The sequence below is a fragment of the Nocardia sp. CNS-044 genome, assembly GCF_059570515.1.
Genome location: NZ_JCANSX010000006.1, coordinates 1 through 12,777, shown reverse-complemented (window position 1 = coordinate 12,777; position 12,777 = coordinate 1). Strand labels below are relative to the sequence as shown.

Sequence of the window (12,777 nt, the reverse complement as noted above, 5' to 3'; positions counted from 1 at the left end):
CGCGGACGGTGTCATCGGGTGTGTGTCGGTACCCGAACCGTCCAGCCGCGCGGGCGGTTGTCCGTCGGCGGCGCGGCTACGCCAAGACTAGCGTCGCGTGTCCAGCCGATATTCCGAAGCGCGGGAAGAACCAAGTGCGGGAGCGGCTCTCGTACCGCCTGCGAACTACCTGGCCTGCGCACGTCGACCGTCCACCTCGGCATTCGCTCCGACTGTGCGCGTACCTCCGCCTTCGCCGCGGCCTCGAGCGCCGCCGAGACTCCGGCCGACTAGGACTTCAGTCGTCGGACTTGCGATCCTTCTCCGTTGCCTCGGCCGACTCCGCGCCTCCAGTCGATCCCTCGCCCGCGTCTCCAACCGGCTCCGCGCTCGCCCGCTCCTCGGCGTCCCGCTCGGCTTCGGCCGCCGCGGCCGCGCCGAACAGATCGGGCAGCCGTCCCTTCGACGCCGCGATCAGCGTGCGCAGCTGGTCGTAGCTGACCGCCGGCAGCCGCACCTGCGACTCGTCGGTCAGGTGCGCGCGCACGAATCCGCGCTTGGGAATGCTCACACCTTTGATCTGGTCCCAGTCGATGTGCCGCGAGCCGAAGAGGCTGCGCAGGTCCAGCCCGGCGTCGGAGACGACGGTCCGGGTGCGCGCCACCCAGGCGGCCACCACCACGGGCAGTGCCAGCAGCCACCACAGGGCGGCGGGCCAGCCGACGAAGAAGAGGAACACGCACAGCGCGAGCACGACCACGCCGAGGTAGGCGAGCGGCTGAATGCGGATGACCTTGGCCTCCGGCCGACCCGTATCCGATCCCGCGTCGGAGGTATGGGACGATTTAGCCGGTGGCACGGACTGATGCGGTGATGACACACCACCATCCTCGCATCCTGGTAATCGGACACAAGCAACCACTGGAGTCCCACATAATGGGACGTACTGGGTCATCTGTTTGACTCATCGCTTCACGCCCGCTTAACGTCGTGCGCGTGAATCGAAACGAGTTGCTCGTAATCGGCCGGCGCGTCCAGCGTTGAGCCTGACTACCTAGGTCGAATACGTCAGCTCGCGTTGCGACGCGCCACCCTCGAACAGCCATGCGCTGGTCGGGGGCTTTTTTGTGTTCGGGCAGTTTCCGGCGCGGCGGGTCGCGAAGACCGATCGTGTCGAGCACAGCAGTGTTGTCCGGGGTCAAGAACGACAAGTTAGGAAACGAAGACGGTGAGCGCACCAACCGCACGGCCCGGGCCCTCGGCCCGCAGGCCAGCGCCTTCGGCTACTCAGCAGGCATCGCCCGCTGGCACTCCGACGACCACGGCGAACCGCCGCCAGGTCCCGCCCGAGCGGGTCACCGGCGCGCAGTCCGTCGTCCGGTCGCTCGAGGAGCTCGGCGTCGACACCGTATTCGGCATCCCCGGCGGCGCGATTCTCCCGGTGTACGACCCACTCTTCGACTCGACCAAGGTCCGCCACGTGCTGGTGCGCCACGAGCAGGGCGCGGGTCACGCGGCCACCGGGTACGCGCAGGCGACCGGCAAGGTCGGTGTGTGTATGGCCACATCCGGCCCCGGCGCGACCAACCTGGTGACGCCGATCGCCGACGCCCAGATGGACTCGGTGCCGATCGTCGCGATCACCGGCCAGGTCGGCCGCGGCCTGATCGGCACCGACGCCTTCCAGGAAGCCGACATCTCCGGCATCACCATGCCGATCACCAAGCACAACTTCCTGATCACCGACGGCGCCGACATCCCGCGCATGATCGCCGAGGCGTTCTACCTGGCCGCCTCCGGCCGTCCGGGCGCGGTGCTCGTCGACATCCCCAAGGACGTGCTGCAGGCGCAGACCACCTTCAGCTGGCCGCCGGAGATGCGGCTGCCCGGCTACCGTCCGGTCACCAAGCCGCACGGCAAGCAGGTGCGCGAGGCCGCGCGGATGATCCTCGAGTCCAAGGCCCCCGTGCTGTACGTGGGCGGCGGCGTGATCAAGGCCGACGCCTCGGCCGAGCTGCTGGAACTGGCCGAGCTGACCGGCATCCCGGTGGTCACCACCCTGATGGCGCGCGGCGCGTTCCCCGACAGCCACCAGCTGAATATGGGCATGCCCGGCATGCACGGCACCGTCGGCGCGGTCGCGGCCCTGCAGCGGTCGGACCTGCTGATCACCCTCGGCGCCCGCTTCGACGACCGCGTGACCGGTCAGCTGGACTCGTTCGCGCCCGGCGCCAAGGTGATCCACGCCGACATCGACCCGGCCGAGATCGGCAAGAACCGGCACGCCGACGTCCCGATCGTGGGCGACTGCCGCGAGGTCATCACAGAGCTGATCGAGACCCTGAAGGCCGACCCGGCCGCAGGCGCGGCTCCGCTGCTGGACATCTCGGAGTGGTGGTCCTACCTGGACGGCGTGCGCAAGCAGTACCCGCTGGGCTGGACCCCGCCGAAGGACGGCTCGCTGTCGCCGGAGTTCGTCATCGACGCGCTCGGCCGCCTGGCCGGACCGGACGCGATCTACTGCGCGGGCGTCGGCCAGCACCAGATGTGGGCCGCGCAGTTCATCAAGTACGAGAAGCCGCGCACCTGGCTGAATTCCGGCGGTCTCGGCACCATGGGCTACGCCGTCCCGGCCGCCATGGGCGCCAAGATGGGCGCGCCGGAGAAGGAAGTGTGGGCGGTCGACGGTGACGGCTGCTTCCAGATGACCAACCAGGAGCTGGCCACCTGCGCCGTCGAGGGCGTGCCGATCAAGGTCGCGCTGATCAACAACGGCAACCTGGGCATGGTCCGGCAGTGGCAGACCCTCTTCTACGAGGAGCGCTACTCCAACACCGACCTGGGCACCCACACCCTGCGCATCCCCGACTTCGTCAAGCTCGCCGAGGCGCTCGGCTGCCACGGCATCCGCGTGGAGAAGGAAGAGGACGTCGAGGCCGCGATCCGCGAGGCGCAGTCCATCAACGACCGTCCGGTCGTGATCGATTTCATCGTCGGCAAGGACGCCCAGGTGTGGCCGATGGTCGCCGCGGGCACCAGCAACGACGAGATCATGGCCGCCCGCGGTATCCGCCCGCTGTTCGACGAGGACGAGCAGGCCGCCGAGCCCGCCGTCATCCACGAGGCGATGTCGCACGAGAAGAACAAGGGGACTGAGGCATGAGTAGCACCCACACCCTGAGTGTCCTCGTGGAGGACAAGCCGGGCGTGTTGGCGCGGGTGGCGAGTCTGTTCTCGCGCCGCGGGTTCAACATCGAGTCGCTCGCGGTCGGCGGCACCGAGATCCCTGAGATCTCGCGTATGACGATCGTCGTGACGGTCGAGGACCTGCCGCTCGAGCAGGTCACCAAGCAGCTCAACAAGCTGGTGAACGTCATCAAGATCGTCGAGCAGGACGCCGACGCGTCGGTCGCGCGCGAGCTGATCCTGGTCAAGGTGCGCGCCGACGCGAGCGTGCGCACCCAGGTGATCGAGGCCGTGCAGTTGTTCCGCGCCAAGGTGATCGACGTCTCGCCGGACGCGCTGACCATCGAGGCGACCGGAACCCGGTCCAAGCTGGACGCACTGCTGCGCATGCTCGAGCCGTACGGTATCCGCGAGATCGTGCAGTCGGGCGTGGTCGCTGTCGGCCGCGGCCCCAAGTCCATTACGGCCACCCGCTAGGGTGGTCGCGATCGACGGTCGGTGTTGGTCCCCGCGCGCACGCGGAGATGAGCCCCGTCCCAGTACAAGCGCAAGATGCGCACATCGTTTCCCCGCATCGGCGGGGATGATCCGAAGGGAACCAATCAAGTGGCAGTCGAGATGTTCTACGACGACGACGCCGACCTGTCGATCATCCAGGGCCGCAAGGTCGCTGTCATCGGCTACGGCAGCCAGGGCCACGCGCACTCGCTGAGCCTGCGCGACTCCGGCGTGGACGTCCGCGTCGGTCTCGCTGAGGGTTCGAAGTCTCGGGTGAAGGCCGAAGAGGCTGGTCTGACCGTCGGCACCCCGGCCGAGGTCTCCGAGTGGGCCGACGTGATCATGGTGCTGGCGCCCGACACCGCGCAGGCGTCCATCTTCACCAACGACATCGAGCCGAACCTGAAGGACGGCGACGCGCTGTTCTTCGGCCACGGCCTGAACATCCACTTCGGCCTGATCAAGCCCCCGGCCGACGTCACCATCGGCATGGTCGCGCCGAAGGGCCCCGGCCACCTGGTGCGCCGCCAGTTCGTCGACGGCAAGGGCGTTCCCGCGCTCATCGCCATCGACCAGGACCCGAAGGGCGAGGGCCAGGCGCTGGCGCTGTCCTACGCCAAGGGCATCGGCGGCACCCGCGCGGGCGTCATCAAGACCACCTTCAAGGAAGAGACCGAGACCGACCTGTTCGGTGAGCAGGCCGTGCTGTGCGGTGGCACCGAGGAACTGGTGAAGACCGGTTTCGAGGTCATGGTCGAGGCCGGTTACGCGCCGGAGATGGCCTACTTCGAGGTGCTGCACGAGCTGAAGCTGATCGTCGACCTGATGTACGAGGGCGGCATCGCGCGGATGAACTACTCGGTGTCCGACACCGCGGAGTTCGGTGGCTACCTGTCGGGTCCGCGCGTCATCGACGCCGACACGAAGGAGCGGATGAAGGCGATCCTGAAGGACATCCAGGACGGCACCTTCGTCAAGCGCCTCGTCGCGAACGTCGAGGGCGGTAACAAGGAGCTCGAGGGTCTGCGCAAGCAGAACGCCGAGCACCCGATCGAGGTCACCGGCGCCAAGCTGCGCGGCCTGATGAGCTGGGTCGACCGGCCGATCACCGAGACCGCGTAAGCGTCGTCGCACACAACGGCCCGGCACCCGAGGGGTGCCGGGCCGTTGCGTTTCTAGCTGCTGCCGAAGGAGCCGCGCGGCCAGCCCCAGAGACCGTTGCCGTGCCAGCCGTTGCCGGGCCAGCCGTCGCAGCGATCCCACTGGTTCCAACTGTTCCAGTCGTTGTCCCAGAAATCCCAGCCCCAGTTCCCGTGGCAATCCCTCGGGTGGTGGTGGCGGACCTCGGTGATGGTGGGGGCGCCCGGCTCGGCCGATGCGGGTACGGCCAAGGCGGCCAACGGTATTGCGGCGACCGCGCCCGCGACGGCCACTCGGGCCAGCATGCGTCCGGTCGCGGACTTGCGTGTGGTGGACAACGTGAATCCTTTCACTCTGCGGCGAACCGCTCGTTCGCCATCCCTCGCGGGGATCCGTTCGCCTGAGCTGGGCGAACGGGTCTGGATAGGACGTGCCGTCGTCGTCGCGGGAACGCGACCCCCGGACATACCGTCGCGTCGGCGACCGCACGCCTACACTCTGCACCACTCGAGCCGAAAGGTCACTGGGCGTTCGGCATTCGCGAACAATTTTCAGTCTGAAGTACTACGCCGATAGGGGGATACCCTGAGGGCGAAGCCGGAGTTGCGCCCGGACCGGACGGGCGCAGGCGTTGGGGCGCAATCTCATCCATCGTTGAGGTATGGCCGGGCATTCGGCGGGCTGTCCAGCCGCCGAATCCCGCTGTCGCCAGGTGGCAATTCTCGAGCAATTGCGCGTGGCTGGAATGGTGTGCGCGACTGCCTTTCGAACGCGCCGCCGGATCGAGTGAACCTTGCCACCCCGTTCGCGGCCCATCACACTGGGCAAATGACGACCTCGTCCGCCGCTGACCCCGGGTCGACCGCCGTCTCGCTCGGACGCGAGGCGCGCAAACGGGTCTCGCGTTCCGCGCTCGGCGCCTGGCGAATTCCGCCCGACCGCATCGATCCGGTTACCATCCTGGAACGCCAGGCCGCCACCCGCGTCCCGGAGCTCGTTCCTATCCGCTACGCGCGGATGGCCGCGGGGCCGTTTCCGTTTCTGCGCGGCGCGCCCGCCATCATGGCCGCGGACCTCGCCGCGTCGGCGAGCACCGAGCTGACCGTGCAGCTGTGCGGTGACGCGCACCTGTCGAACTTCGGCCTGTTCGCTTCGCCGGAGCGCTCGCTGGTGTTCGACCTCAACGACTTCGACGAAACACTGCCCGGTCCGTTCGAGTGGGACGTGCAGCGCTTGGCTGCCAGCGTCGCGGTGGCCGCGCGCGAGAACTTCGGCGCCGACACCGACGCCGAGCGGGCCGTACTCGCCGCGGCCCGTGGCTATCGCGAGTCGATGCGCCGGCTGGCCCGGCTCGACGGGATGCAGGTCTGGTACGAGCGGATCGACGCCGACGAGGTCGCGGCGTTGATTCGCAAACCCCAGCGGCGCAAGGGCGTCGAGCGGGCCCTCGATGCCGCCCGCGCCCGCACCAGCTTGCAGGCGCTGGCCAAGCTCACCGACCTCGACGCCGACGGCATCCCGCGCATCCGGCACCGTCCGCCGTTGGTCACGCCATTGGCGGAGCAGGAGGCGAACGCTGTCTCGGCGGTGTTCGCCGACTACCGTCGCAGCCTGCCGGAGGAGCGCCGTGTCTTGTTGGACCGGCACCGGCTGGTCGATGTCGCACGGAAGGTGGTGGGCGTCGGCAGCGTCGGCACCCGATGCTTCATCGTCCTGCTCGCCGACCGCGACACAGCGGGACCGCTGTTCCTCCAGGTCAAAGAGGCCCAAGAGTCCGTGCTGAGCCCGCACCTCGAGCCGAGCCGGTTCCGGCACCAAGGTCACCGGGTGGTGCACGGCCAACGACTCACGCAGGCCGCCAGCGACATCTTCCTCGGCTGGGCCACCGGTCCCGAGGGACGGCACTACTACTGGCGCCAGCTGCGAGACATGAAGGGCTCCGCGGTGATCGAGAACATGTCCCGCCCGGTGCTCACCGCCTACGCCAGGCTCTGCGGGCAGAGCCTGGCGCGCGCCCACGCCCGCTCCGGCGACCGCGTCGCCATCGCCGCCTACCTCGGCGCCGGTGACGCGTTCGACCGCGCGATGGTGAACTTCGCCCTCGCGTACGCGGATCAGACCTTCGACGACCACAAGGCGTTGCTCGCGGCGATCGAAAGCGGACGCGTGCGCGCCGCCGCGCCGGGGGCGTGACAGCCGCCTGTCCCGGCGCGTGAGAATCGGCTGCTCATCCCAGCGCCTTGTATCGGATCGCGGCCGTGCGAGCAGCGCCGTGACGTCCTTCTACACTGGCTACCGATGAGTAGGTTTTTCGATTCGGTCGACCAGGTGACCCGGCGTCTCGCCGACGCGGGCTACCTGCCGTCGCTGGACATCGCCACGGCCGTGTTCCTCGCCGGGCACCTCGGCAAGCCGCTGCTGATCGAGGGTCCGGCGGGCGTCGGCAAGACCGAGCTGGCCAAGGCCGTCGCCGCGGCGACCGAGGCAGAGCTGATCCGCCTGCAGTGCTACGAGGGCATCGATGAGGCGCGCGCCCTCTACGAGTGGAACCACGCCAAGCAGCTGCTGCGCATCACCGCCGCCGACAGCGCGGACTGGAACCGGACCCGCGATCACGTCTTCACCGAGGAGTTCCTGCTCGACCGCCCGCTGCTGGCCGCCATCCGCAATCCCGACCCCACCGTGCTGCTCATCGACGAACTCGACAAGGCCGATGTCGAGCTGGAGGGCCTGCTGCTCGAGGTGCTCGGCGACTTCCAGGTCAGCATCCCCGAACTCGGCACCGTCACCGCGGTCCGCAAGCCGTTCGTCATCGTCACCTCCAACGCCAACCGGGACCTGTCCGAGGCGCTGAAGCGGCGTTGCCTGTACCTGCACATCGACTATCCGACGGCCGAGCTCGAGCGCGCGATCGTCCGGATGAAGGTGCCGGAGTTGGACGAGGCGCTGGGGGAGCCGGTGGTGCGGGTGGTCGGCGCGCTGCGTGAGCTGCCGCTGCGCAAGGCGCCGTCGATCGCCGAGACCGTCGATTGGGCGAAGACGCTCGTGGCGCTGGGGGCGCGGAATCTGACCAACGGCGTGGTCCGGTCGACGCTCGGTGTGCTGCTCAAATACCAAGCGGACCATCGGATCGCGGTCGAGCGGCTGGCGTTGTCGGAACCGGAGAGCGACCGGCGATGAACGGGCTCGGTTCGAACGAGACGCTCACCGACCGTCTCGTCGACTTCGTCGGCCTCCTCCGCGAGCACGGAATCCACGCGGGCCCCAGCGAAACCGTCGACGCCGCGTCGGCGATCGTCGCCCTCGGCGTCGAGAACCGCGAACTCCTGCGCTCCGGCCTGGCCGCCTGCCTGCTGCGCCGCAACGGCCAACGCGCCGTCTTCGACCAGCTCTTCGACCTCTATTTCCTGACCGCCGAACGGCCGACGCCCGCAACGATTCCCGAGTCCATCGAGACGCTGCGCAAACGTCTCGCCGCCGCGCTGGCCGCCGACGATCAGGCCGCGCTCGCCGAACTCGCGAGCCAATCCCTCACCGAGCTGGGCGGTTACGGCGGTGCGGGCGGCGCTGGTCAATCGTCCCGGCCCGTCACGACCGCGTCCGGCGCGGGCTGGTCCTCGTACCAGACCATGAAAGCCCTTCGCCCGGAAGAACTTCTGGACCGCGTCGTGGCGAGCATGGGCGGCGCGGGCGAACTCGATTCCGCCGTCCGAACCATCGAGGCCCAACGCAGGCTGCGCTCGTTCCGCACTGCCGTCCAAACCCAGGCCCGACTCCGCTCGGCCGACCTGCGCGGCACCGACTACATTGCCCGCCGCGGCGTCGAAACGGCAACGGACCGAATCGATTTCCTCGGCGCCCGCGAACAAGATCTCGCCGAAATGCGCCGCCTCGTGAACCCATTGGCCCGCAAACTCGCCACCCGCCTCGCCGCCCGCCGCCGCAAGGCCGTCCGCGGCCAGATCGACATGCGCCGCACCCTGCGCCGCTCCATGGCCACCGGCGGCGTCCCCGTCGACCCGGTGCTGCGCGCCCGCAAACACGGCCGCCCCGACCTCGTCGTCCTCGCCGACCTCTCCGGCTCCGTCACCGGTTTCGCCGAATTCACCCTCCAACTCGTCCAGGCGCTGCAAGACCAATTCAGCAAGGTCCGCAGCTTCGGCTTCATCGACACCTGCGACGAGATCACCGGCTTCTTCACCCCCGGCGAACCACCACTCCCCGGCCTTTCCGCCCGAATCATCCGCGAGGCCAACGTCTCCCGCTTCGGCAGCAGCAACTACGGCGAAGCCCTCCGCACCTTCGCCGACACCCACCTCGACGCCCTCGGCCCCCGCACCTCCCTGCTCATCCTCGGCGACGCCCGCACCAACCGCACCGACCCCAACCTCCCCGCCCTGCGAGCGATGGCCGACCGAGCCAAACACGCCTACTGGCTCAACCCCGAACCCGCCCGCTCTTGGTCCACGGGAGACTCCGCCGCGCTGACCTACGCGGAGCACGTCACCATGCACGAATGCCGCAACGTGCGCCAGCTGACCGAGGTGATCTCCCGCTTGTTGCCTGCGTGAAGCGGGGCGGCATTTCTGTAACGCCCACCACTCGATTGCTGATCTTTCACTAGAGTTTTCCTTCGAATTGTTGGCGTGGGTGACCTGGGGTGGCGATGACGGCTGAGTGGGAGTTCGAGGTACCAACGGCGGGAACGAAGTACCTACCGCCGGACGCACGGTACATGGACGCGCTGACCAGTCAGGGTTACGGCTTCGAAGCTGCGATCGCTGACCTGATCGACAACTCCATCGATGCCCGCGCCCACGACGTGGTCGTCCACTTCCTGCGGGACGGCGATACGCTCGTCAGCTTGCTGATCATTGATGACGGTCACGGGATGACCGACGAGGATCTCGACGTCGCCATGACCGTCGGCGGTCGCCGCGGCTACGCGGCAAACGCGCTGGGAATGTTCGGAACCGGTTTGAAGTCGGCGTCTCTCAGTCAAGCCGCGGCCGTGACAGTCACCAGCCGTACTCGCAAGACTCGACCCGCGGGTCGGCGGTGGGTGATGGAGAAGGCGCGCAACGGATTCCAGTGCGACATCGTCGAACCGCGGTACGCCCAGTCGCTCATCGACCGCTACAACGGCTGCCCGATCACCTGGCAGGGGACGGTGATTCGCTGGGACGGAGTCAAGAACTTCCCGCAGCACGGTGGCGGCGGGCAGACAGACCGCTACCTGCACCGAACCATCAACAAGTTGGGCCTGCATCTGGGACTCCAACTACATCGATTTCTGCTTCGCGACGACTTCAACATCACCATCGTTGTCGAGGACATTCGAACGGGCGACGTTTACATGAACTTCGGTGTGGTGCCGCTGGATCCGTTCGGTTATCCCGTCAGCGGCCACCCGGAATACCCGCGGATCTTCGTTGCCGATGTTCCCTCGATCGGTCGCGTGCCGTTGACCGCTCACATCTGGCCCCCGAAGTCGTCTCTCGACGAGTACAAATCGGTCGGCACTGTGCTCGATCGGCAGGGGTTCTACTTCTATCGAAACGGACGCATCGTGCAAGCGGGTGGTTGGAACAACTTCCGCCAACCCGAGCAGCACCTCGCGCTGGCTCGGATCGATGTCGACCTTCCTACGGCATCTGCCGATGTCTTCCGCCTCAGCGTGAAGAAGGAGGGCGTAGAGGCATCGCCGGAATTTGCCGCGGCACTAGAGGACGCCAAGGATGCCGACGGTCGACTGTTCACCGATTACATCGCCGAAGCGCAGCTCACTTATCGTGAAGCGCGCAAACGAGCGGGAACAACACGGAAGGCAGTCATACCACCGGGCATCGGATTCGCGCCGGCGGTGCGGGAGACGATCGAGGAGGAATTGCCGCTGATTCCGGGCGAGCAACCCATCGCCATCCAGTGGCGAAAGCTTGCGGGAGACGTCTTCTTCGACCTCGACCGTGACCAGCGGGTCATTTCGCTGAATCGGCGCTTCCGGGCCGCAATCCTGGGAGGACGTCGTGGAAGTCTGAACGACGCACCGGTCTTGAAGTCACTTTTGTATCTGGTACTACACCAGGTCTTCGAATCCGAGTTCAGTGGTCCAAGGGTCAAAGACAATCTGCAACTGTGGCAGGCGATTCTGCTCTCAGCCGCTCGCGCCGAGATGACCGAGCCCGACGACGAGACCGGAGAAGGCGAATGAGCATGTCCGAAGCGCTGCGGCTCGACTTGCACAGTGCGGTGCTCGCCGACTTGGCTGGTAGCAGGCCCAAACGACTCGTGCGTGCAATGCGATATCAAGCTGAGGACCTGCCCGCGGGCGTAGAGCTGCATGCGAACGAAGACGACTTCCGGCAAGCCTTGTTCGACGCTGTACCGGGCGACCAGTTGGTCGACATGTGGCGCATACAATTGACGCGCTGGGATTTCATCGAAAGTCCACCGTGGTCGACTACCGCGGCGCACACCGATGAACGTCGTACCGACATCTACCGCCTCCTCGCGCTCGAGCCTGCCACGGTGAAGCTGCTCGAGGCAGTCATCCCGATCGTCAAAACCATTCCGCCAGTAGTCATCAGCGAGCACTTCGTACCTTGGTACACCCCTACCTCGCAGCAGGGCAGGCCCTGGTACTGGCCGTCCTATCGCGGGGTGCTCGCCCGCAACGGTTGGTCCGAAGAGTCGATTGCGGGACTCGACGTCGCAACCGACAGTGTCGTCGAACGCCTGGCCGATCCCAGCCGAGCCGATGCCTACCAGTCGAAGGGCCTGGTCGTCGGTTATGTCCAGTCTGGGAAGACCGCCAATTTCACCGGCGTCATCGCAAAGGCTGTAGACGCGGGATATCGTCTGGTCATCGTGCTGGGTGGAACGCTCAACCTCCTGCGCGCGCAGACCCAGCGTCGTCTGGACATGGAACTGGTCGGCCGAGAGAACATCCTGCGCGGTGCGGGTGAGTACGAATCCGACTACGCCGACGACCCAGCGTGGAGCAAGGGAAGGTTCGTGCGCTTCGGCGGCTTGCCCTCTGCTTTGGGGGCCTTCGACATCGTGCGCATGACTACCCGCTACGACGACTACAAGAGCCTGCTCCAGGGAATCGTCGCCCTCGAATTCGAGAAGCAGCAGCCTGCGTTCCCGCTCTACGATCCCCGAAACCTGCACCGTGCGTCCGCTCGGCTCATGGTGGTCAAGAAGAACAAGACCGTTCTGAGCAAGCTGGTCAAAGACCTCAACAAGATCAAGACTCCGCTTTCCGAGATCCCTGTTCTGATCATCGATGACGAGTCGGATGAGGCCTCCGTCAACACCGCTCGCCCGAAGCCCGACGCCGATCGGACCGCAATCAACCAGAAGATTTCTGAACTCCTGACAATGCTGCCGCGAGCGCAATACGTCGGCTACACGGCGACCCCGTACGCCAACGTCTTCATTGATCCGAGCGACACCGCCGACATCTTTCCCAAAGACTTCATCATTTCGCTCCCGAGACCCGACGGGTACATGGGCGCGGGCGACTTCCATGATCTCGACTCGGATATCTCGGAAGATGAACGGACATATGCGAATTCGAACGAGAGAGCTCATGTCCGCGATGTGATTGTCGCAGACGACGACGACACGGCCTGCTTGCAGCAGGCTATGAGCACCTATCAGGTTCGGTTGCGGAGTCTTCGCCAGCAGATGAGGGCGGCGGCGAGGTCGAGGAGTCCTTGGTGGATGTCGGTGCGTCGTTCCCAGCGGGTGGCGAGGCGGCGGTACTGGTGCAGCAGGGCAAGGGATTGTTCGACGATCCATCGCCCTGTCACCTTGTCGTGGGTGCCGCGGCGGGGGATGTAGCCGGTGATACGACGTTGCCGCAGTTCGGTATACACGCGCGGATAGTCGTAGCCCTTGTCCGCGATCAGTGCCTTGATCCGGTGGCGAGGCCGACCCGTTCTGCCGCGCAGCGGCCGGACCCGGTCG

General features: G+C 66.8%; 10 protein-coding genes. 7 read left to right on the top strand and 3 right to left on the bottom strand.

Annotated features, from left to right (window positions below; genetic code table 11):
* Positions 1–277: 277 nt before the first annotated feature.
* A complete protein-coding gene (locus T333_RS08825; RefSeq protein ID WP_496424172.1) occupies positions 278–859 on the bottom strand; it encodes a PH domain-containing protein in 582 nt (193 codons plus the stop codon).
* 348 nt (positions 860–1,207) lie between these two features.
* Here T333_RS08825 and T333_RS08820 point away from each other — a divergent pair, with 348 nt between their 5' ends.
* The 3 genes from T333_RS08820 to ilvC all read left to right on the top strand — a co-directional run bounded on the left by T333_RS08820 (position 1,208) and on the right by ilvC (position 4,785).
* Positions 1,208–3,142, top strand: coding sequence for an acetolactate synthase large subunit (locus T333_RS08820; protein ID WP_354999225.1), 1,935 nt, complete (start codon positions 1,208–1,210; stop codon positions 3,140–3,142).
* Positions 3,139–3,642 (top strand): acetolactate synthase small subunit, encoded by a 504-nt coding sequence (gene ilvN, locus T333_RS08815; RefSeq protein WP_067781857.1) that lies wholly within the window; start codon positions 3,139–3,141, stop codon positions 3,640–3,642. Before T333_RS08820 ends, ilvN begins: the two co-directional genes overlap by 4 nt.
* 141 nt (positions 3,643–3,783) lie before the next feature.
* Positions 3,784–4,785 carry a ketol-acid reductoisomerase gene (gene ilvC, locus T333_RS08810; protein WP_496424751.1) on the top strand — a complete coding sequence of 334 codons (1,002 nt, stop codon included), beginning with the start codon at positions 3,784–3,786 and terminating at the stop codon, positions 4,783–4,785.
* Positions 4,786–4,838: 53 nt separating this feature from the next.
* On the opposite strand, the gene T333_RS08805 is transcribed toward ilvC, so the two are convergent.
* Complete coding sequence (locus T333_RS08805; protein WP_354999226.1) at positions 4,839–5,141, bottom strand: hypothetical protein; 303 nt, start codon at positions 5,139–5,141, stop codon at positions 4,839–4,841.
* Between the two features lie 490 nt (positions 5,142–5,631).
* On the opposite strand from T333_RS08805, the gene T333_RS08800 reads away from it, so the two are divergent.
* The 4 genes from T333_RS08800 (at position 5,632) to T333_RS08785 (ending at position 11,014) form a co-directional block, all read left to right on the top strand.
* Positions 5,632–6,996, top strand: a complete 1,365-nt coding sequence (locus tag T333_RS08800; protein ID WP_496424171.1) for a DUF2252 domain-containing protein — start codon at positions 5,632–5,634, stop codon at positions 6,994–6,996.
* A 105-nt stretch (positions 6,997–7,101) separates the two neighbouring features.
* The gene (locus T333_RS08795; RefSeq protein ID WP_357253446.1) at positions 7,102–7,983 is read left to right on the top strand and encodes an AAA family ATPase; all 882 of its coding nucleotides are present in this window, start codon (positions 7,102–7,104) and stop codon (positions 7,981–7,983) included.
* The gene (locus tag T333_RS08790; RefSeq protein WP_496424170.1) at positions 7,980–9,374 is read left to right on the top strand and encodes a vWA domain-containing protein; all 1,395 of its coding nucleotides are present in this window, start codon (positions 7,980–7,982) and stop codon (positions 9,372–9,374) included. Before T333_RS08795 ends, T333_RS08790 begins: the two co-directional genes overlap by 4 nt.
* A gap of 164 nt (positions 9,375–9,538) precedes the next feature.
* Positions 9,539–11,014, top strand: a complete 1,476-nt coding sequence (locus tag T333_RS08785; RefSeq protein WP_496424169.1) for an ATP-binding protein — start codon at positions 9,539–9,541, stop codon at positions 11,012–11,014.
* A 1,450-nt stretch (positions 11,015–12,464) separates the two neighbouring features.
* Here the strand turns inward: T333_RS08785 and T333_RS08780 are convergent.
* Entirely contained in the window at positions 12,465–12,686 is a 222-nt protein-coding gene (locus T333_RS08780) for a hypothetical protein (protein WP_496424750.1), read from the bottom strand.
* Positions 12,687–12,777: the final 91 nt, after the last annotated feature.